The sequence below is a fragment of the Vibrio sp. Y176 genome, from assembly GCF_033438945.1.
The window spans coordinates 670,454-692,452 of sequence record NZ_JAWOQS010000002.1 but is presented as its reverse complement, the minus strand read 5'-3'; the positions used below and the strand labels follow the sequence as shown (position 1 = coordinate 692,452).

Sequence of the window (21,999 nt, the reverse complement as noted above, 5' to 3'; positions counted from 1 at the left end):
TATTTCTAACAACAATGGCTGTGGTCACACAATTTTTAATTATTTTTCCTTTTAAGCCTGGTTTCAATATCATTGGGCTATCAATTGGAAAGTGATGAAGATCGCGAAATTTTAATTCGAGAAAATAAGACTTTTAAATATGAAAATTTAATCACGAAATTTGTTTTTTGAATTTTAAATATCGTTTTCGTTTGTAATATCTGTACCTGTCAATTTTAAAGAACAAAAAAGAGATATTCCAAATGAAACGTTTAATTATAGGTGTTAGTAATTACATGCCAGAAGACTTCAGTTTATTAGCTGAATCTTTAGATGAACAATTTAATCGTCATTTACAACCTTTAGAGCAAGTTGAATTAACCGACGTTGGTGCGGCTATTATTACTTCAGCAGACATTAAAGCAGGTCTGCATAAAATGATTTCTGAAACGGGTTACGGTATTCCAGTTTTCTTAGTAACGGATGAAAACCCAGTTTCGGCAGAAGATTACGTTTGGCTAACTGGCGTTATCGATTTAGAAAGACAATCTATTGAGTACTACTGTCGTCAAATCAACGAAGCGGTAACCAAGTACGAATGTCGTCTGCTTCCTCCTTTCTTCAAGCAATTAACGCACTATGTTGAGATGGGTAACTCAGCGTTTGACTGTCCGGGACACCAAGGTGGTCAGTTCTTCAAAAAACACCCAGCTGGTAAACAATTCTACGATTTCTTCGGCGAAAACCTGTTCCGTAGTGACTTGTGTAACGCGGACGTGGATTTAGGTGACTTGCTGATCCACGAAGGTTCTGCACACCAAGCGCAAGCGCACGCTGCAAAAGTATTTAACGCGGACAAAACTTACTTCGTACTCAACGGTACTTCTGCTTCAAACAAAGTGGTGTGTAACGCGCTAGTAACTGAAGGTGATTTGGTACTGTTCGACCGTAACAACCACAAATCGAACCACCACGGTGCGTTAATCCAAGCGGGTGGTATGCCAGTTTACTTAGAAACGGCGCGTAACCCTTGGGGCTTCATCGGTGGTATGGATGAGCACTGTTTCGATGAAGAGTACATTCGTGCTCAAATCGCGAAAGTGGATCCAGAACGTGCACGCGATGAACGTCCTTTCCGTCTTGCTATTATCCAACTTGGTACTTATGACGGTACTATCTACAACGCTCGCTACGTAATGGATAAGATAGGTCACCTTTGTGACTACATCCTGTTTGACTCTGCATGGGTTGGTTACGAGCAGTTCATCCCGATGATGAAAGACTGTTCACCACTGCTGCTGGATTTGAAACCAGAAGACGCAGGTGTGATCGTGACTCAGTCTGTTCACAAACAACAAGCTGGCTTCTCTCAAACATCGCAAATCCACAAAAAAGACCGCCATATCAAAGGTCAAGCTCGTTACTGTAACCACAAACGCTTTAACAACGCGTTTATGATGCACGCATCGACTTCACCATTCTACGCACTGTTCTCTGCGCTTGATGTGAACGCGAAGATCCACGACGGCGAAGCAGGTCTGCGTTTATGGCGCGATGCGGTTAAGACAGGTATCGAAGCGCGTAAAGAAATCCTTAAGAGTTGTGAATTGATTCGTCCGTTCATTCCAGATGAAGTCGAAGGCCAACCTTGGGGCAGCTACGACACTGACGTGATCGCAACGAACAAGAAATTCTTCATGTTTGAGCCAAACGCAAGCTGGCACAAATTCGAGGGGTACGGTGAAGGTCAATACTTCGTTGACCCATGTAAATTGCTACTAACCACAGCAGGTATTGCTGAAGATGGCAGCTACGCAGATTTCGGTATTCCTGCAACGCTTTTAGCGAACTTCCTTCGTGAAAATGGCATCATCCCTGAAAAGTGCGACTTGAACTCTATCTTGTTCCTACTCACTCCTGCGGAAGATATGGGTAAGATCCGTCACCTTGTGGCTCAAATTAACCGATTCGAAAAATTCATCCGTGATGATGCCCCTTTAAGTATCGTACTTCCAAGCGTCTACGAAGCGAATAAAGAACGCTACCGTGGCTACACCATCCGTCAGCTATGTCAGGAAATGCATGACATGTACAAAGAGCTGAACGTGAAACAGTTACAAAAAGCGATGTTCCGCAGCGAGTACTTCCCACAAATGGTTCACAAACCTGACGTAGCAACACGCAAATACTTCCGTGGTGAATGCAATTACCTACCACTTAAAGAGGCCGTGGGCCGCGTAGCCGCTGAAGGTGCACTTCCTTACCCTCCAGGCATTATCTGTGTGATCACTGGTGAAGTCTGGACTCAACAGGTGGTGGATTACTTCCTATCTCTAGAAGAAGGCATTAACCGCTTCCCAGGCTTCGCGCCAGAAATTCAAGGTGTGTACCTTGAAGATGTTAACGGTCGCACTACCGCACATTGTTATGTCCTAAAAGATTAATCTACCCGTTCGCACCACGCTCCGGCGTCGGTGCGAACCGCTTATTCGTGGAGAATAATTTATGAGTACTGAAACTAAAAAAATGTCGGTGGTGCAGTTAACCATTCTGACATTCATCAACATGGCTGGCTCCGGTATCATCATGCTGCCAAGTAAACTGGCGCAAGTGGGCACCATTTCTGTGTTGTCTTGGCTGATCACGGCGGCGGGCTCTTTGGCGTTGGCTTACGTGTTCGCAAAATGTGGTCGCTTTAGTAAACGTGACGGTGGTATGAACGGTTACGCGTCTTATGCATTCGGTAAATCGGGTGCATTTATGGCGGGCTGGACTTACGGTTTGTCGCTCCTTATTGCGAATATTGCGATCGCGATTACTTGTGTGGGTTACGGCTCCGCATTCTTTGAAGTGACCCTATCTCCGGTCGAAACCTGTTTGTACACCATCGCCATTCTTTGGATTTGTACTTTCGCTAACTTCGGTGGTGCGAAAATCACAGGTCAAATTGGTACATTCACCGTGTGGGGCGTAATCCTACCAGTGTGTTCATTGGGTATTGTTGGTTGGTTCTGGTTTAACCCAACCATGTACATTGAAGCTTGGAACCCACACAGCTTGCCATTTGGTGAAGCGGTGAGTGCTTCTATTGCGATGACTCTATGGGCATTCCTTGGTCTTGAATCAGCTTGTGCGAACTCTGAAGCAGTAGAAAATCCAGAGAAGAACGTACCAATCGCAGTGCTAGGCGGTACGCTAATTGCGGCTGTGGTTTACATTGTATCGACAAACATCTGTTCTGGTATCGTTGCAAACTCTGAGCTTGCCGCTTCTACCGCACCATTCTCAACCGTATGGTCTGTGATGCTTGGCTCAGCAGCAGGTAAAGTGGTTGCGGGTATGGCGGTATTGGCTTGTGCGGGCTCTCTATTGGGTTGGCAATTCACTATCGCGTCAGTGTTCAAATCGTCTTCTGATGCGGGCTTCTTCCCTAAATTGTTCTCTCAAGTGGACAAACGCGGCACACCGATCAAAGGTATGATCGCGATTACTATCATCCAATCAGTATTGTCTCTAATGACGATTTCTCCAACGCTGAACGAGCAGTTCGAAGCACTGGTTAACCTAGCGGTAGTAACAAACGTTATTCCTTACATCTTATGTATGGGCGCAATCTTTATTATGCAGCAAGTGGCGCACGTGCCAGAGCGCGAGATGAAAACCACCAACGTTATCGCTCTGATTGGCTCTCTGTACAGCTTCTATGCGCTTTACGGCTCCGGCTACGAAGCGATGATGTGGGGGTCTATCGTAACCTTCCTAGGCTGGAGTGCTTACGGTCTGATTGCTGCGAAGCATGAGCCTTTAGCAAATTAAAAAATAATACAGAAAGAGCCTTCCCAAACGCGGTGTGGAAGGCTCTTTGTTTTTAGGCATTTACGCCAAACCCAAGTCAGCTCAACGTATTTGAGGCTAGACATCCAATGACGTGAAAACTCATTTTCGACATTTGGAGGACGAAAGATGATAAGTCAACCTGTTAAAATCGGTGACGACACCGCCGTAGTCATTCCAAGCGTAATCCTGGCTCAGCTCAGGATAAGGGAAGGAGATACCCTAGAAATCGCACTGAATAAAGACAAAATGGAAATTAAGAAGATGGTGTTGAAAACCAACGCTCCAACTTACTCTGAAGATATCGAGGAGAATTGAGTTAGAGAATCTTGGTTTGTCGGATACACTACTGGTTTCGCAAAACTGGCGCTTGCCGCTGTCTTTGAACTATCGATAACTACAATAAGAGGTAAGGTACTATGCAAGGTATCCTCTCTATACAATCTCATGTTTCTTTTGGTCATGCTGGTAACAGCAGTGCTGTTTTCCCAATGCAACGCATGGGCTTCGGAGTATGGCCGATTCATACCGTTCAATTTTCTAACCACACGCAGTATCAAGAAGGCTGGACTGGGCGAGCGTTTGCGGCTGAAGACATCAGCGAGTTAGTTCGTGGACTTGGTAACATCGGCGCGCTGGAAAAGTGCCAAGCGGTATTGACGGGCTACCAAGGTAGCGCAGAGCAGTGCCTTGCTGTTGAAGATACCGTGACGAAAGTGAAGCAAGCGAACCCGAACGCACTTTATGTTTGCGACCCTGTGATGGGCGCGCCAGACAAAGGCTGCATTGTGGCTCCGGGCATTGCTGAAAATCTTCTAACGCGTTTGATGCCAATGGCGGACGTGATCGTTCCGAACCAATTCGAGCTAAGTCAATTTGCTGAGATGGAAATCCACTCACTAGACGATGCGATCACCGCATGCCAACGTGCGCTAGAGAAAGGTCCAAAAGTGGTGCTAGTTAAGCACCTTTACTGCCTAGAAAATGGCAGCTTTAACATGCTATTGGCTACGCAAGAAGGTATTTACCTTGCGAAGCGTCCTCAATTTGAGTTTGCTAAACAACCTGTTGGCGTGGGCGATCTTATTTCAGCTATTTTTACCGCGGGACTCTTAAAAGGCTGGTCTCCTAAACAAGCTTTCCAACATTGTCATGACGCGTGCTACGGGGTGTTAAGTGCAACGTATCATGCAGGCGAATGGGAGCTGCAAACTATCGCGGCGCAGCAAGAGTTTGTTGAACCAAGCAAACACTTCCCGATTGAAGAAGTGGCTCTGGTCACCGCATAATTGAGCGCAATTAAACAAAAAAGGGGAGCCATCATCGGCTCCCCTTTCTATTTGTTCTGTCAGTCTTACTGAGCTTTTTGCTGATCTGATTTACAAACTGCTGCCGTAAAGACAACGTCTGTTGAGCTGTTTAGCGCAGTTTCTGCAGAGTCTTGAATCACACCGATAATGAAGCCAACCGCTACAACCTGCATTGCTACGTCGTTTGAGATACCAAACAGGCCACACGCAAGTGGGATAAGTAGTAGAGAGCCGCCTGCAACACCTGATGCGCCGCATGCAGAAACCGCAGCTACAATACTTAGAAGTAGCGCAGTCAGTAGATCAACTTCGATACCCATAGTGTGCACAGCTGCAAGCGTTAGCGTTGTGATAGTGATTGCAGCACCAGCCATGTTGATGGTCGCACCTAGAGGGATAGATACTGAGTATGTATCCTCGTCCAGTTTTAGCTTCTCACATAGTGCCATGTTTACTGGAATATTCGCCGCACTTGAACGAGTGAAGAACGCTGTTACACCACTTTCACGTAGACAACGGAATACAAGTGGGTAAGGGTTTTGTTTGGTTTTAACGAACACGATCGCCGGGTTTACAACGAGTGCGATGATCATCATTGCGCCAAGAAGAACCGCCAGAAGGTGTGCGTAGCTTGCTAGCGCGCTAAAGCCCGTTGTCGCAAACGTTGAAGCAACCAAGCCAAAGATACCAAATGGTGCAAGACGAATGATAAAGCGCACAATGTGAGACACGCTGTGGCTTAGATCTTCAAATACGGCCTTCGTTGTTGCCGATGCGTGGTGTAGTGCAAGACCCAGACCCACACCCCAAGCAAGAATGCCGATGTAGTTTGCTTCTACTAGTGCATTTACTGGGTTGTCGACCAGTTTAAACAACAATGTGCGTAGAATTTCAGCAATACCTTGAGGAGGCGTTGCACCTTCAGCGCCGGTGACAAGCGTTAAATTGGTCGGGAAAAGGAAGCTTAGAACCACTGCTGATAGCGCCGCGAAGAATGTACCCATCAGGTACAGTACAACGATTGGGCGCATGTAAGTGTGTTGGTTTTTCTTTTGGTTTGCAATTGAAGCGGCAACCAAAATAAACACAAGAATTGGCGCGATCGCTTTAAGCGCACCGACAAAAAGGCTACCAATTAATCCCGCGCTTTCGGCATGGCTTGGAGAAATTGTCGCGAGCAAAATACCAAAGACGATACCGACAAGGATCTGGACGACGAGGTTACCACGAGCATATCGGGCAACGAGGCTGTTGTGTTGCATACATCATTCCTGCAATTTTATGCCAGAGTGGCAGGGCAATAGTCCATCATTACACGGCGATAATGCCCTTGTATTGCAAGGGGTGAGCATTGCTTCTGGTCACTAAGACACATGATTATCAATTATCCTGTTTTTATAAATTCAGCCATTTTCTTGCTGAATATCACATATCTTAGCTTGGTAATATTTTGTGTCTAGTTTTAGTTTGTTTTTGGATTAAATGTTTGCTCAATGTTATTTAAATAAGATTTTTATGTTGAAAATTATCATTAGTTATGAGTAATGGTTTTTAATAAAGTTGTTAAAAAGGAGACTTTCGTCTCCTTTGATTTTATTGACAACTCAAACGCAACAAATTAATAACTTTGTTGGCGCCTGCGCTTATCACTCATGGCATTTCGAGTGAGTTTCCCGAACTGTCGACTTTGAGCTCGTTGCTCTGCCAAAGTCGCACCGTTAAAGGCTTGTTCTCGCAATAGTTTTTGATAGTTATTGAAACGACGAACTTCCAGTTTGCCATTTTCAATCGCAGTTTGAATTGCGCAACCCGGCTCAGTTTGATGCTGGCAATCACCAAAGCGACAACGCTGAGCGAGAGCCTCAATATCAGAAAATGCCTCACTGACCCCCGATTCACAATCTGCTAGTTGAAGCTCGCGCATTCCCAGAGTATCAATCAAGATGCCGCCATCAGGTAATAGATGGATAGAGCGCGATGTAGTTGTATGTCGCCCTTTGCTATCGTCTTCACGAATATGCCCAGTTGCCTGTTCTTGTTGCCCGAGTAATGCATTAACAAGAGTTGATTTGCCAACGCCTGAAGAACCGATAAAAGCGAGGGTTTGTCCTTCTTTGCACCAGGTCATGAGTTTAGAAGCACTCTCTATTTCTAAGCCGTTGACTGTCTCTATCGCTAATAGAGGGTCGAGCTTCTGTACTTGGCTTTTTAGTTCATCAGTATTGTCACACAAATCGGCTTTGGAAAGCACGATGACGGGTTCGACTTCGGCTTCATGAGCCAAGGCAAGATAACGTTCAATACGACTTAAATTGAAGTCGTCGTTAAGGGAACAGACGATAAACACTGTATCCACATTGGCTGCGATGAGTTGCTCTGCCACTTTGCTGCCAGCGGCTTTGCGGCTAAAGAGGCTCAAGCGATCCAGTAGGCGAACAAATTGCTGATCTTCATTTAAGATTACCCAGTCTCCGACGGTCATATTGGGTAAAGAATGGTGGGCATTAAGATGAACTTGCCCAGTTTCTGTTGCCAATAAATAACCACTTCGGTGATGCGCAATTACACGAGCAAAGATAGTGTTGTCGTAATCGTCTAATGTCAGTTGTTGCTGAAAAAATGGTTTCCAACCCAATTGTTTTAGAGGGTTTGAAGTTGAAACTAATGTGTCACAAAAAGTATGTGTTTGATTCATTATTGAATTATCCCAGACGCAACAAAGCGCCTTAATACAAATCGCATTAGGGTCTAATTCGGATAGAGTTGACCCCGGTGAAGACCGGGCAGAGAAGGGGAAGTTGTGGTTATGCCACAGAGTTGGTGCTGTTAGGGTTACCCTTGCGATGCCCAGTTAGTGTTATTCAATACAATCATCTTGTGTCCTCTTCGTTGGTTAATAAATAAGTGAGTTAATTAAGCCAAAAGAGTATAGCCGCCCTTTTTTAAAGAGGGTAGCTATACTGCAAAAATATTAACTTTGTTTTGTGATGCGCTCTTCCATAATCTGCGAATACGTGTTGGCTTTTAAGCCGTATATGATTTGGACATGACGATCATCCAATATCACGACGCCATGCGCGCCATGATTCTTGAGTGCGTTCTTATCGATGACGGACGTCGCTCTGAGGGTAAGACGCAGCCGAGTCGCACATGCACCAGTTTCTAGCAGGTTCTCTATGCCCCCAATGGCGTCAATGATCGTATCGACGTCTTGTTCGACATTGGGGTTGGTATGAGTTAGGAAATTGAAAAATTGCTTCAGCGCTGACTTAACCGTCATTTGAAGAGTCTTCGGTCGTTAGTTTTGAAATGGCTTCAACAATCGGTGCCGGTGAGAGCGTATGCGGTACTTTAGTGATTAACGTGCCATCCGGCTTCAAGAAGTAAAAGTAAGAGCTATGATCCAGCGTGTATTTTAGTTCTGAGCCTTCCAATTCTGTCTTGCGGAAAATGACACCATAGTTGTGTGCCAAAGGTGTCGTTACATCAAGTGGTGCCGATAGGCCTTCAATCATTGGATGGAAGTAATGGGCATATTTTGCTGATGCATCGGCCTCATCACGCTCTGGGTCTAAAGAAATGAACATCGGGCGTAGTTGTGCTTTTTGCGCGTCGTCAATTTGATTCAGTGCTCCTGCCAGCATTGCAAGAGAAGTTGGGCAAACGTCTGGGCAGCGAGTAAAGCCAAAATAGACGACTCGGATGCGAGGGTCATTCACATCGAAGATATTGATGGCTTGGTTATTTTCCCCAAACAATACTGTTTGTTGAGAGGTGGAACTGTCCACTTGCTCTGGCTTCGTTTTCTGATTATCTAAATAGCTCTTTACGCCAAACCCGAGTGCGAAAGCAGCTACGAGAAATAGGGACCAATTGCGGCTCATAACGATTCCTTATCTTTGCATTTTTATAGCAGGGTAAACGGTATTCTCTCCATCACTGAGTTCACCAACCCAAGTCATTGCATCCTCCGTGCAAACTGGGAGAATGATGTCACCTTGATATTGGCCAGGAGCGATTTGCTTCAGCAAAAACTTAGGCTCACCCATCTCCATTTCTCTTCCTGAAAGACTTAGGATGAGTTGCTTAGCATCGCTTGTATGCCACTCAACATTTAGAGTGGTAGGAACCAAGGGTTGAGCAGTTTCTGAGTTTAGCGTCATCGTAACATTTTCTTGGACGCAAGAGGTTGTAGAGAGAAAGCAGTATTCATCTATTGACTTGCTTTGAGTGGAAGAAGAAAAGTTTTTTATTAGAGTCGGGGCATAAAATCCCGCAACTAATGCGGCTGAAACAGCGGCGATTTGTAACAGTTTCATTAAGGTTCAGCATTTATCACTTAACATTACGAGCATCGTAGCACAGATGCGCCGCTCGCCAACTCGTGACCTCGGTAAATTGTGCGTTATACCTCGGTGACCAGCTTCTTAGTAACGCGACGGACTTTATTGCATCAAATACAGCAGAGTTTTCAATTGAGATGTTTTTGCCCTTAGCCAATAGATAAAAACGGAGCCAATTGGCTCCGTTTTTATTTGGTTCAGTATGTGTTTGATACCAAAGTTATTTATCTGAATCTGCGAATTTCTCTAGACCCAAAACCAGAGCAATGGCTGCAAGCATCATTACGACAGCAAGTACTAACTGAGAAGGTTGTGATGTCACGTGTTCAAATTCAAATGGTGATAGGTTGTGCTGTAGCAATGGCACTTGTTCGCCCTTCGAATTGGTGCGCCAAGTGATGGTTTCTTTCCATGGCCAAATCTTTGGCAACGTACCAATCATTAATCCAGTCAAAAACATCAGGGTGAAATCACGGAACTTGCGTAGTAACCACGACAATAAGTGAGAGAAGGACAGTAAACCGATCACGCAGCCAGACAAAAATAGCGCTAATGTATCGACTTGAAAACCTTTCACTGCGGCTAATACAGGAGCATACATGCCAATCAGCAGCAAAATAAAACTGCCAGAGATACCCGGCAAGATCATCGCACAAATCGCGATAGCTCCAGCGAATAAGGTGTTAATGGCCGTTGGTTCCATGTGTAAAGGTTTGAGCACAGTAATACTATAAGCAAACCCGACACCAACGAGCAGAATGACAAAGCGGACAAGATCGCGTTGCTCAACCTGACGAATAATGTGATACACAGAGACCAAAATCAGGCCAAAGAAAAATGACCAGAGTGGGATCGGGTGTGTGTCAAGAAGCCAAGTAATCAACTTTGCTAGCGTTGCAATACTGGTGAAAATGCCGGCAAACAGAGCGATAAGGAAGAATCCGTTGATGTGATTAAACGCGGCTTTAACCCCTTCTTTTCGCCAGATAGAGAAAAGTGAGGGGTTAATGCGTCGAATGCTTTCAAGCAGCGTATCGTAAATACCAGTGATAAACGCGATGGTGCCGCCAGATACACCAGGTACAACATCTGCTGCACCCATGGCGATTCCCTTGAAGAAAGTAATTAAGTAGTTCATTGCTCTAATGCTAAGTCGTTTCGATGGCAGAGAGTATACAAACATTGCGATGAAAAAAGTATGAAATAGTGCTGTAACTACTTGGTTTTATATCCAATCTATTGCCTATCTTTATTACCCGCCAAGAGACAATGCCGCCGTAACGAGCTTTTAATGCTTGGTTTACATTTTTGAGATGATTAACTCTACTATCAATTATTAATCTTGGTTGCATTATGCAATTGCAATTTGCATTATCAAATTGCATTTTGATAATTTGCGCGTGAACAAATCCAGCTTATATGAGATCTTGTGCCCAAAAATAAGTCTTTGCATTTTGGCATGATTAATGCATAATACTGCTCGACCCTTCTTAAGCCGAGGGTCACCTAGCCAACTGACGTTGTTAGTGAATACAATTTGTTCACACTAAATATAAGCCAATCGCGATTATTGCGGTTGGCTATTTTTTTATATGAACAACGTTACTTACGTGCTTTGCAAATTGCACTTCTCTTACTGTCAGTCATAAAAAAGGGCTGACGTGTTACGCCAACCCTTGTGTTTTACTTTACGTTTTAACCCGTTTATCGAGCAGTTCAGTATCCCATCAACTGCAGCAAGTTTTCAGCTGTCACAATGGCTTCTTTACGATTAGCAATATTAAGCTTTTGGTACAGGTTGCGAATGTGGGTTTTAATTGTCGTACCTGCCACATCCAGCTCTTGTGCGATTTGCTCGTTACTAAAGCCTGAATAAATCAGTCCCAGAACCTGCCATTCGCGTTGTGTTAATGGGCTGGTACGTACTAGCTCTGGCACATTAGGGTGATTCACCAACTTTTCAATAAAGTCTTCATCAAAGTGAATCGACCGGCTACGTTGATTCGATGAAATGTCCTTCATTAACTGTTGAGCACGGTGACGCTCAAGATCGCCCAGTTCATGGCGGAGGCTCAACTTCTCCAGCAGACCGCCAATGGTTGCACCATCAATCAGGAAGTTTCCGACCATGCCAGTTTGGTTCGTCATTACTAATGCTTCTTTTAACAGTGCCTTGGCTTGCTCCTCATCTTTTTGGCGAGCAGAAAGGACCGCTTCAACCACTAAGTTGCGATTAGTATCTGTGATTAGGTTAGTGCGACGAGCTTCACCTTGGAGGAAATCTAACGCAGCACGAGCGTCGGTATATTGGCCTAAGTTAATGTGGGCGCGGGCAATGTTACGCCATTGCAATTGAGAAAAGTGGTTGCATGCCGATTCAGGACGAACCGCAGTGTTGAGCCATTCTTGCATTGCATCGGTATTCCCGCGCGCTTGCCAAAATAGAATCAACGATAGTGAAGCGTTTGCAGTCCAATCTACGTGGTAAGTCGACTGTTTCATCAAGTGCTGTATATGCTCAATGAATTTACCGGCTTTGTCTAATTCACCGCGTCCAATCGCAATACGCGCCAACATCGAATAGCTATGTAAGTGCTTGCTTGGTGAATGGTTTTCGAGAATTTGCAGACCTTTGTACGCGCATTCTTCCGCTTCATCAAGTCGGTTCCAGCACCAAAGTACTTGCGCGCGAATACGCAGCAAAAATTCATGAAGAGGAACATGCTGAAGCTGCTGATCTTCAATCAGACGGAATGCGGAATCTTGTAGTTCAAAGGCAGCTTGCACGTAACCTTGTGCAATTAAAATCTCGCTTTGCTGCAATATTGCCCATAACGCTTGGTGGTATACCTGATACTGACGAGCTAGCTTTTCAGTTTGTTGCATCATTGGCAAAGCACGGTCTAGTTTACCTAGCACGTGGTTAACTTCACCAACAACCGAAGTCGCCACAATTCGGCTACGGTAAATTGTGTTATCAAGTTGGCTAAGCGCTAACTCCGCTAATTCGAGAGCTTTTTCTGGCTGGTTACTGTTGATAGCCACTTGAGCAAGCAACGCGTTTGCTTGACCTTGATAATGAATATCTAACGCAATGTTACGCTTTTTGTGTTCCTCTTCCGCTTCTTCAAGCAGGTGGCCCACTTGGTTATAACGATGCTGACTTTGAGCCAACCATGCTCGGAGCATCGTAAGTTTTGGGTGGCTGAACAACAGATCATCGTCCAACTTGTTAATTGAGCTTTCCAGTGTGCTGAGTTCGCCTTGGTTAAACATCTTCCAGCCGAATTCGTTTAGGATCTCTACCACTAAGTCCTTATCATTCGATTTTTGTGCATGATGAATCGCTTGGTGTGGTGCTTTTTGTTGTAACCAAGCGATAGCAGCATTGCGGTGGAGATCTTTTTCTTGCTGAGGAATACGAGCTTGGCGCTCATGAGATAAAAACTCGCCAAATAAGTTATGGAACCGGAACCAGTTCTGTTCCCCTTCGAGCGGGTAAATAAATAAGCCGTAACGGTTAAGCGATTCAATCATTCCCAGTGCGTCTTCGCGTTGGGTAAGGGCAAACACTAACTCATCATTGAAGTGGTCAAGCACGGATACTTGCATTAAAAAGTGACGAGTTTCGTGATCGAGTAAGTCAAACACTTCTTCGACCAAGTAATCCCACAAGTGCGCGTGATTGAACTGCGATACCGACTCTACAGTTTGCGCCAATGTGCGGTTTTGATGTTGGGCTTGTAATGCGATCAACTGCATCGCCGATGGCCAACCTTCAACATAGGTTCTTAGGCTGTTCGCCATGTCTTCATCAATACCATCGGCGATACGCTGGTTAAAGAAGCGAGTGGTTTCTTCGGTATCAAACGCCAACATCTCGTTGCCAATTTCGATCATTAAATCACGAACACGTAAGTTTGCAGTGCCTAGAGGCGGCGCTGCACGACTGGTTACCACAACGGTGAGGTTGTCTGGCATGTGCTTTAAAAAGAAACGCATGGATTCATGGATTTCATCATTCGTGATTAAATGGTAGTCATCAAGCACCACGTAACACTCTTGATGAAAGTCAGCCATTTCTGCGAATACTTCGCTAAATAGGGAGCGTAAAGACGAGATCTGACGTTTTTCCGCCAGTTTTTGTGCGTTAGCGCAACTGAAGTTGGTGGCTTTGTTTAATGCTTGAAGCAGATAGTTTACAAAGCGAAAGCCGTCGTTATCGCTGTCATCAATGCTGTACCAACCGACGTTTGGCTTATCGGATAGCCACTGCGCTGCCATTGTTGTTTTTCCGTAACCTGCTGGGGATCGGAATAAAACCAATTTGTAGTAAGGCGCTTGCTGTAGTAAGTCCAACACTCGTGGGCGCACGATGGCATTGTGCAGGCGTCCTGGTCGAGTAAGCTTAGATGGAATCCACATTAGTAGTTATGTCCTTATTTATGTATACCCAAATGACAGCAACGTGATCATTCTAGTAAAGCCCCCTTGAAAGCCGTCTTACTGAATGATGCCATCAGCATCAAAAACACTGTTTGAATACCGGATAATGTCGCTACTATTGGGGCTTGCGTCCGTCTGAAAAACCATTCCATACGGTCACTTAAATATAAAAGCTAGCGAAAACTAGAAATAACTCACATCGCCTAATTCTAGTTTGTATAAAAAGCGTACAATCCTGTGAGCTGAGAGGGATGTTACGACATCAGAAATGTTCGTTACTTTGATCCACTTCCTAATTCTCAAGGGTTGATGGATTTACCATCAACTACGCCCTTTATTTGTGATTGTCGTCACTTAAATATCGTTTGTTTCGTTAGCGTTAAGATCGCGTTGCACATAGATTACGAAAAGTTCTTCTACGCTGACCGAGTTAATGTGACCGATATTACAATTTTCACATCATCAGATGAGTGGACTATAAAAAGCGTCATGAACGGGTTTTAACCTTTCTCACATTCCATTGTGATCAAAATCACTAAGAACTGGTGCAAAGTTCACTTTGTTGAGATTTGGATCACTAACCTAGCAATGGTACCCCCTCTACGCCCTCAGCCCTCCTCCTTCAAAGGATGAGAATTAGGAGGATGTTTATTCACAGAGGTAAATGCACGATGTATGGCAGATGAATTACCAAAAGACGTGAGAATTTCGTAATGAAACCTACTCAACAAAAACAATTTGACAAGAAGTCGTTCCAAGAAAGCGTAAAGAAACACCTATCTGTAACTTACGCTCATACGATTGAAAACGCAGACAGCCGCGCATGGTACCTAGCAATGGGGCATGCTCTGGCTGAATTTACTACTCTAGATTTGCTTGCGACAGAAGAAGATCCACGCATTAAAAGTGCGAAGAGCGTTAACTACCTTTCGCTAGAATTCCTTATCGGTCGTTTGACGGGTAACAACCTAATCAGCATGGGTCTGTATGAACAAGTAACAGAAGCAATGGCTGAACTGGGTTACAACCTAACTGATCTGCTAGAAGAAGAGCGCGACCCATCATTGGGTAACGGTGGCCTTGGTCGTCTGGCTGCGTGTTTCATGGATTCATGTGCGGCACAAGAATTCCCAACTGTCGGCTATGGTTTACATTACGAATACGGTCTATTTAAACAGTCATTCAAAGATGGTCGCCAGCAAGAAGCACCTGACGCATGGCGCGGTGTAGAAGGCTACCCTTGGGAAATTGCGCGTCCAGAACTTGCGCAAGAGATCGGTTTTTACGGTCACGTTGAAGTGATTAACGAGAACGGTAAAGAAGTTCGCAAATGGGTACCAGGCATGACAGTAAGAGCAATGCCTTGGGATCTTCCAATTGTGGGTTACGAATCAGACACGGTTTACCCGCTACGTCTTTGGGAATGTCAGGCGATTGCACCATTCTCACTAGCAAGCTTTAACAATGGTGATTACTTCGAAGCTCAGCACGCACTGATCGACGCAGGTAACATCACTAAAGTGCTTTACCCGAACGACAACCACGAGAAAGGTAAAACACTGCGTCTAATGCAGCAGTACTTCCACTCAGCAGCGTCTGTACGTGACATCCTACGTCGCCACGAAGCTGCGGGCTACTCGCTAGCGGATCTACCTAAGCAAGAGACTATCCAGCTTAACGATACACACCCAACGATTGCGATTCCTGAACTAATGCGCATCCTGATGGATGAAAAAGGTTTAGCTTGGGAAGCGGCTTGGGAAATCAGCTCTAAGACATTTGCGTACACCAACCACACGCTACTTCCAGAAGCACTAGAGACATGGCCAGAGTCGCTAATCCAGCACCTGCTACCACGTCACATGGAGATCATTTACGAGATTAACCACCGCTTCCTACAAGACGTACGTGCAATGTGGCCGGGTGATGTCGCGAAGCAACAGAAGCTTTCTATCATCGAAGAAGGTTTCCACCGCATGGTTCGTATGGCAAACCTATGTGTAATCGGCTCTTACGCAGTAAACGGTGTAGCAGCACTTCACTCTGAATTGGTTAAGAAAGACCTATTCCCAGAGTTCCACGAAATGTACCCGACACGTCTACACAACGTAACGAACGGTATTACGCCACGTCGCTGGTTGAAGTTCTGTAACCCAGGTCTGTCTCAGCTTATCACTGAGAAAGTCGGCCCAGAATGGCCAGCGAAACTAGAGCAACTTGAAGGTATTGCGAAGTACGCTACTGACGCGACATTCCAAAAAGAATTCATGGCAGTGAAGAAAGAGAACAAAGAACGCCTAGCAACTTGGGTGAAAGAGAACATGGGTATCGAGCTCGATACTAATGCAATCTTCGATGTTCAAATCAAGCGTCTGCACGAGTACAAACGTCAGCATCTAGACTTGCTACACGTACTGTCTCTGTACCACCGTATTCTTAATGAACCAGGTTTTGAGTGTACGCCACGCGTTGTGTTCTTCGCAGCAAAAGCAGCACCGGGTTACCACCTAGCGAAAGAAATCATCTTCGCAATCAACAAGATTGCAGACAAGGTGAACAACGATCCTCGCATCGGTAACAAGCTGAAAGTGGTATTCATCCCTGACTACCGCGTGAGCATGGCTGAAATCATTATCCCTGCGGCTGACGTTTCTCAACAAATCTCGCTAGCGGGTAAAGAAGCATCAGGTACAGGTAACATGAAGATGGCGCTAAACGGTGCCCTAACTATCGGTACGATGGATGGTGCGAACGTTGAAATTCGTGAAGAAGTGGGCGATGAGAACATCTACATCTTCGGTCTAGACGTTGAAGGTGTGAAAGCGCTAAAAGCTCAAGGTTATAACCCATTTGACTACTACAACGCGGATCACCTACTCAAAGCGTCCATGGACCTACTACTGGGTGAAGAATTCACTCCAGGTCAACCGGGCCTACTACGTGCAACGTACGATAGCCTGCTGGATGGCGGTGACCCATACCTATGTCTTGCGGACTTCGCATCGTATGTGAAAGCGCACGAAGACATGAGCGAACAATATAAAGATCAAGCTGGCTGGGCGAAGAAGGCCATTCTTAATACCGCCCTTGTTGGCAAGTTCACGTCAGACCGCTCAATCCGAGACTACGTGAACAATATCTGGAAACTTGAAGCGGTGAAACGCTAATAGAACCTAGTTAAGACCAAGGTAGCCAAGCGCTACCTTTGGTCATTTTCCAAAAGAAGTTATTGATAACAATAAAACCCTACATGGAAGGTGTTGGTATTACCTTCGGAGAAAGCGATGAAAGAACAAACAGCATTAAAGAAAGTCGCGGAAATGGCGAGATTGGCTGATAGCTATGTCAGTGCTTGGGGAGATGAGGCTAAAGTGTCTGAGGAGACGCTACGCCGCTTGCTCGCTTCGCTTGGCTACGATACTAGCAGTGATGAAAAACTACTGGCTTCTGCTGAAAAGAAACATAAAAAAGACGTACTAGCCCCTGTTCTTGTTTTACGCGACGGCGAACCAGTCGAAGTGGAACTAAACCTAGGTACGAGTGCTCGTGAGAGTGAATTCAGCTGGCGTTTAGAAACAGAACAAGGAGAGGTACTTGAAGGCTATCTTCAGTCCCAAATTGTTCGTGATGAGCGTGCTGAGGGTGGCCCTCTAGTGTTTGCATTGCCAAAGAACTTGGCTTGGGGTTATCACAAACTGATCATCAGTCGTAAGCGTCGTAAAACACCTTACGAGATGTCATTGATCATTACGCCGAAAGCGTGTTTCAAACAAGACGATCTAAACCAACACAAAAAGCTATGGGGTCCTAGTATCCAGCTTTACACACTGCGTACTCAGCATAACTGGGGCATCGGTGATTTTGGCGACCTAAAACAACTGGTGAGTGATATTGCCTCTCGTGGCGGTGACTTCATTGGCTTGAACCCTATTCACTCGCTGTTCCCTGCGAATCCAGAAGGGGCAAGCCCATACAGCCCGTCTTCTCGTCGTTGGTTGAACATCATGTACATCGACGTAAGCTCTGTACCTGAATTCGCGCTAAGTGCAGAAGCACAACAGCGTGTTGGTAGCGCAGAGTTCCAACAACGTTTACAAAAAGCGCGAGACTCTCATTGGGTGAATTACACCGAAGTTTCGCAACTAAAAATGAGCGTTCTTCCGCTACTATTCAGTGAGTTTAAAGCTCGCCATTTAGACAAAAACACCGATCGCGCTCGTGCCTTCTTGGACTTTGTTGAAAAAGGCGGCGACAGCTTGCTACATCAAGCTGCATTCGATGCACTTCATGCTGATTTACATGCAGAAGATGCAAACATGTGGGGTTGGCCTGTATTCCCTGAGAAATACCGCACATTCGACGCAGCTGGTACTCAGAAGTACATCAAGGATAACCAAGATCGTGTTCACTTGTACATGTACCTGCAATGGATCGCAGACGATCAAATCAAAGAAGCGCAAGCGCTAGCCGAAGAAAAAGGCATGGCTGTGGGTTTGTACCGTGACCTTGCGGTTGGTGTTGCTGATTCTGGTAGTGAAACATGGGCTGATGAAGGCGCGCTAGTATTGGATGCAAGCATCGGTGCACCACCAGATGTACTTGGTCCACTAGGCCAAAACTGGGGTCTGCCTCCGCTTAACCCTCAGGTTTTAGAAGCGACTGGCTACGACGCTTACATCAAATTGCTACGTGCTAACATGAAGCATTGTGGTGCATTGCGTATCGACCACGTACTTGGCCTGCTTCGCCTTTGGTGGATTCCAAAAGGCGAGAAAGCGACAGAAGGCGCATACTTGTACTACCCAGTGGAAGACATGCTAGCAATCCTAGCGTTGGAATCTCACCGTCATCAGTGTTCTGTAATCGGTGAAGACTTGGGTACTGTACCTGATGAAATCGTTGATATCCTTCGTGATGCGGGTGTGCATTCGTACAAAGTCTTCTTCTTCGAAACATCAAAAGACGACGGTGGCTTTATTTCTCCGAAGCACTACGCTGAGCAGTCTATGGCTGCGCTGTGTACGCACGATATGCCAACACTACGCGGTTTCTGGCACTGTGATGACTTGAAGATGGGGCGTGAGATTGGTCTGTACCCTGATGAGCAGCAGTTGGAAGGCCTATTCGCTGATCGCTTGAAGTGCAAACAAGGCATTCTAGACAGTGTTCGCTGGCATGGCTATTTGCCAGAAGGCATTGGTCATGATGCTCAGTACGTGCCAATGGATTCATACCTAAGCGAAGCGCTGCAACTGCACGTAGCCGCGGGTGACTCTGCACTGCTTAGTGTTCAGCTTGAAGACTGGCTAGAAATGGATCAACCGGTCAATATTCCTGGTACGGTGGATGAGTATCCAAACTGGCGTCGTAAATTGTCGATGAACCTAGATGAAATCTTCAGCCGTGAAGATGTGAATCGTATTTCTAAACGCCTTACTGAAGTTCGTGCACAGGCGAGTAAGTAAGATGCCTAGAGTGGCGTAGATGGACGAGCTGATTACCAATTTTGTTAGCTCAGAGGTACGAAAGTTCCGTCTAGGTCACTCATTCCTAAAACACAATCCGTTAGGATGAAGTACCGTTATTATGCCCGCGACAATAGCGGGCATTTTTGTATTTTGACGCCGTTTACGCAACGAATGTGAGAAGCGGAGTCTTTTTGTGAGTTCACAACGTTGGCTGTGGAGAAACCGATGTTTGATTCAGATCTCTGGTCTTGAAAAGGATGTTGGCTCTAGGGAGAAAGATTTGAAAACCACCAAAACCAAGAAAATAAAGAAACAACACGAACGCGCATACGAACTGCTTGCTGAGGCGGCTTACTCAGATCCATTTGCGGCGCTGGGTCCTTTCATTGACGACGAAGCTTCGCTGAGAGTTTGGATGCCGGGCGCAAACAAGGTTGAACTGCTTGTTAATGGTGAACCTCGCGTGGCGCTTGAGCGTGATGGCGACAGCGGTTTCATCTTAAAAGAGCAACGCGATTTACACCTGACCCACTACCGTTTAGCGGTCGATTGGAATGGTGTTGAACAAATTATTGATGACCCGTACCAGTACCACAATATCTACCAAGAGTACGAGCATCTGCATACGCCAAAAGACATGTATCACTACATGGGCGCACACTTTGTCACGCTAGAACGTGGCGGTGAAAACATCTCTGGTGTGCGTTTCCTTGTTTATGCACCACATGCATCTGCTGTTAGCCTTGTGGGTTGCTTCAACCAATGGGATGGCCGTCGTCATCCAATGCAACGCCTAGACTACGGTATCTGGGGCCTATTCATTCCTGGTCTGGAAGAGGGGGTACAATACAAATTTGAGCTCAAAGGGCCAAATGGGGAAGGGCTTCCTCATAAACAAGACCCTTGGGGTTTCTACTCTGAGCAATACCCATCGTTCGCGTCCATTACTTACGATCACAAGCGTTACCAATGGCAAGATGCGAAATGGCAAAACCGTGCAGTGACGCAAAAGCGTGATGAAGCGTTATCGTTTTACGAGCTACATGCTGGATCATGGAAGCGCGACGAGAAAGGTGATTTCCTGAACTACCGCGAACTCGTGGAGCAGTTGGTGCCATACCTTGTGGATATGGGCTACACCCACGTTGAACTGATGCCTGTGTCTGAGCATCCATTCTATGGCTCATGGGGCTATCAACCTGTTGGCTTGTTTGCACCAACTAGCCGCTTTGGCTCCCCTGATGATTTCAAATTCTTCGTGGATGCGTGTCACCAAGCAGGTATCGGTGTTGTGCTGGATTGGGTACCGGCGCACTTCCCATCGGATGATCATGGTTTAGCGAACTTTGATGGTACGCCTCTGTTCCATGATCCAGATCCGCGTCGCGGTTGGCACCAAGACTGGAACTCATACATCTATGATTTAGGCCGTGAACATGTGCGTCGCTTCCTTGTATCGAATGCGCTGTACTGGTTTGAACAATTCCATATCGATGGCATTCGCGTGGACGCTGTCGCGTCGATGCTCTATCTCGATTATTCACGTAGTCACGATCAGTGGGTACCAAACGTCGACGGTGGCAACGAAAACTACGACGCAATCGCAACCTTAAAATGGATGAACGAAGAAGTGTACAAGCACTTCCCGAATGCGATGACGATTGCGGAAGAGTCAACGGCGTTTCCGGGCGTGTCTGCGCCAACCTTTATGGGTGGTTTAGGTTTTGGCTTCAAGTGGAATATGGGGTGGATGCACGACAGTCTTTCATACATCAAAGAAGATCCTGTTCACCGCAAATACCACCACAATACCATCACATTCCCGCTGGTTTATGCGCACAGCGAGAACTACGTCTTGTCTCTCTCTCACGATGAGGTGGTGTACGGCAAAGGCTCTATCCATAACAAGATGCCGGGTGATGAATGGCAGCAAACTGCAAACCTACGTGCATACTACGGTTACATGTATGGTCAACCGGGCAAAAAGCTGAACTTCATGGGCGCGGAAATCGGCCAAACGGCGGAGTGGAACCACGATGATCAGTTGCAATGGTTCTTGCTGGAATATGAGCGTCATCAAGGTGTCCAAAAGCTGATGCGAGATTTGAACCACTTGTACCGAAATGAAGCGGCGATGCACGATCAAGATTGTGTTCCTGCTGGTTTTGAGTGGCGTCTACAAGACGAAGCGGATGCGAGTATCCTAGCGCACGAGCGTATCAGTAAAGAGGGTGAGCGTATTCTCATCATCACCAACTTTACGCCCGTACCACACGAGCGTTTCCGTTTAGGTGTTCCAAATGCAGGTCAATACGAACTGCTGCTGAACACGGACGACAGCAAATACGGCGGCAGCGATTTTAAAGTGCTGACCATTGTGAAAACGGAAAAAGTTGAAAGTGAATCACTGCCTCAATCACTTGAGCTTCGTTTGCCTCCACTTTCAACCGTGTTCTACAAGCTGCACAAATAATTTAGTCTAATCAAATTCTAAGCCCGTTTTACATTGTAAATCGGGCTTTTTTTGACCTACTTTTTACCTCTAAAACTTGTTGTTCTTGATTGAATCAGGCAAGCTCACGGGTTTGTTTATCATCAATCGCTAATGCATTGGGGAAC

General features: G+C 45.8%; 14 protein-coding genes. 7 read left to right on the top strand and 7 right to left on the bottom strand.

The genetic code is table 11. The annotated features are described in order from the left end of the window. The first annotated feature begins 242 nt into the window (after nt 1–242). The 4 genes from speF to pdxY all read left to right on the top strand — a co-directional run bounded on the left by speF (nt 243) and on the right by pdxY (nt 5,102). Nucleotides 243–2,423 (top strand): ornithine decarboxylase SpeF, encoded by a 2,181-nt coding sequence (speF, locus tag R7O13_RS07285; protein WP_033906657.1) that lies wholly within the window; start codon nt 243–245, stop codon nt 2,421–2,423. 61 nt (nt 2,424–2,484) lie between these two features. Continuing rightward, nucleotides 2,485–3,795, top strand: a complete 1,311-nt coding sequence (gene potE / locus R7O13_RS07280) for a putrescine-ornithine antiporter (protein WP_042522196.1) — start codon at nt 2,485–2,487, stop codon at nt 3,793–3,795. Nucleotides 3,796–3,942: 147 nt separating this feature from the next. Further along, entirely contained in the window at nt 3,943–4,131 is a 189-nt protein-coding gene (locus tag R7O13_RS07275) for an AbrB/MazE/SpoVT family DNA-binding domain-containing protein (protein ID WP_042522194.1), read from the top strand. A 101-nt stretch (nt 4,132–4,232) separates the two neighbouring features. Then, on the top strand, nt 4,233–5,102 hold the full coding sequence (gene pdxY / locus R7O13_RS07270) for a pyridoxal kinase PdxY (RefSeq protein WP_318303415.1): 870 nt from the start codon (nt 4,233–4,235) through the stop codon (nt 5,100–5,102). A 65-nt stretch (nt 5,103–5,167) separates the two neighbouring features. Here the strand turns inward: pdxY and sstT are convergent, their stop codons facing one another. The 7 genes from sstT to malT all read right to left on the bottom strand — a co-directional run bounded on the left by sstT (nt 5,168) and on the right by malT (nt 13,891). Beyond that, a complete protein-coding gene (gene sstT / locus R7O13_RS07265; protein ID WP_318303413.1) occupies nt 5,168–6,385 on the bottom strand; it encodes a serine/threonine transporter SstT in 1,218 nt (405 codons plus the stop codon). A 356-nt stretch (nt 6,386–6,741) separates the two neighbouring features. Beyond that, nucleotides 6,742–7,818: a ribosome small subunit-dependent GTPase A gene (rsgA, locus tag R7O13_RS07260; protein ID WP_318303412.1), complete on the bottom strand. Its 1,077-nt coding sequence runs from the start codon at nt 7,816–7,818 to the stop codon at nt 6,742–6,744. A gap of 276 nt (nt 7,819–8,094) precedes the next feature. Next, a complete protein-coding gene (locus R7O13_RS07255) occupies nt 8,095–8,403 on the bottom strand; it encodes a PTS transporter subunit EIIB (protein ID WP_017634466.1) in 309 nt (102 codons plus the stop codon). Continuing rightward, a complete protein-coding gene (locus tag R7O13_RS07250) occupies nt 8,393–9,007 on the bottom strand; it encodes an SCO family protein (RefSeq protein WP_054700614.1) in 615 nt (204 codons plus the stop codon). The genes R7O13_RS07255 and R7O13_RS07250 overlap by 11 nt, the downstream gene beginning before the upstream one ends. Before the next feature lie 9 nt (nt 9,008–9,016). Then, on the bottom strand, nt 9,017–9,442 hold the full coding sequence (locus R7O13_RS07245; RefSeq protein WP_017634464.1) for a hypothetical protein: 426 nt from the start codon (nt 9,440–9,442) through the stop codon (nt 9,017–9,019). A 244-nt stretch (nt 9,443–9,686) separates the two neighbouring features. Then, nucleotides 9,687–10,604 (bottom strand): DUF368 domain-containing protein, encoded by a 918-nt coding sequence (locus R7O13_RS07240; protein WP_031778872.1) that lies wholly within the window; start codon nt 10,602–10,604, stop codon nt 9,687–9,689. A gap of 578 nt (nt 10,605–11,182) precedes the next feature. Continuing rightward, the gene (gene malT, locus R7O13_RS07235) at nt 11,183–13,891 is read right to left on the bottom strand and encodes an HTH-type transcriptional regulator MalT (protein ID WP_005374834.1); all 2,709 of its coding nucleotides are present in this window, start codon (nt 13,889–13,891) and stop codon (nt 11,183–11,185) included. 734 nt (nt 13,892–14,625) lie between these two features. On the opposite strand from malT, the gene R7O13_RS07230 reads away from it, so the two are divergent. The 3 genes from R7O13_RS07230 (at nt 14,626) to glgB (ending at nt 21,853) form a co-directional block, all read left to right on the top strand. Further along, nucleotides 14,626–17,079 carry a glycogen/starch/alpha-glucan phosphorylase gene (locus tag R7O13_RS07230; RefSeq protein WP_005374836.1) on the top strand — a complete coding sequence of 818 codons (2,454 nt, stop codon included), beginning with the start codon at nt 14,626–14,628 and terminating at the stop codon, nt 17,077–17,079. A 117-nt stretch (nt 17,080–17,196) separates the two neighbouring features. Continuing rightward, nucleotides 17,197–19,377 carry a 4-alpha-glucanotransferase gene (malQ, locus tag R7O13_RS07225; RefSeq protein WP_005374838.1) on the top strand — a complete coding sequence of 727 codons (2,181 nt, stop codon included), beginning with the start codon at nt 17,197–17,199 and terminating at the stop codon, nt 19,375–19,377. 283 nt (nt 19,378–19,660) lie between these two features. Further along, nucleotides 19,661–21,853: a 1,4-alpha-glucan branching protein GlgB gene (gene glgB / locus R7O13_RS07220; RefSeq protein WP_318303407.1), complete on the top strand. Its 2,193-nt coding sequence runs from the start codon at nt 19,661–19,663 to the stop codon at nt 21,851–21,853. The last annotated feature ends 146 nt before the right edge of the window (nt 21,854–21,999 follow it).

Coding starts and splice junctions, on each gene's coding strand:
- speF (WP_033906657.1), top strand. CDS start 243: ATGAAACGTTTAATTATAGGTGTTAGTAATTACATGCCAGAAGACTTC.
- potE (WP_042522196.1), top strand. CDS start 2,485: ATGAGTACTGAAACTAAAAAAATGTCGGTGGTGCAGTTAACCATTCTG.
- R7O13_RS07275 (WP_042522194.1), top strand. CDS start 3,943: ATGATAAGTCAACCTGTTAAAATCGGTGACGACACCGCCGTAGTCATT.
- pdxY (WP_318303415.1), top strand. CDS start 4,233: ATGCAAGGTATCCTCTCTATACAATCTCATGTTTCTTTTGGTCATGCT.
- sstT (WP_318303413.1), bottom strand. CDS start 6,385: ATGCAACACAACAGCCTCGTTGCCCGATATGCTCGTGGTAACCTCGTC.
- rsgA (WP_318303412.1), bottom strand. CDS start 7,818: ATGAATCAAACACATACTTTTTGTGACACATTAGTTTCAACTTCAAAC.
- R7O13_RS07255 (WP_017634466.1), bottom strand. CDS start 8,403: ATGACGGTTAAGTCAGCGCTGAAGCAATTTTTCAATTTCCTAACTCAT.
- R7O13_RS07250 (WP_054700614.1), bottom strand. CDS start 9,007: ATGAGCCGCAATTGGTCCCTATTTCTCGTAGCTGCTTTCGCACTCGGG.
- R7O13_RS07245 (WP_017634464.1), bottom strand. CDS start 9,442: ATGAAACTGTTACAAATCGCCGCTGTTTCAGCCGCATTAGTTGCGGGA.
- R7O13_RS07240 (WP_031778872.1), bottom strand. CDS start 10,604: ATGAACTACTTAATTACTTTCTTCAAGGGAATCGCCATGGGTGCAGCA.
- malT (WP_005374834.1), bottom strand. CDS start 13,891: ATGTGGATTCCATCTAAGCTTACTCGACCAGGACGCCTGCACAATGCC.
- R7O13_RS07230 (WP_005374836.1), top strand. CDS start 14,626: ATGAAACCTACTCAACAAAAACAATTTGACAAGAAGTCGTTCCAAGAA.
- malQ (WP_005374838.1), top strand. CDS start 17,197: ATGAAAGAACAAACAGCATTAAAGAAAGTCGCGGAAATGGCGAGATTG.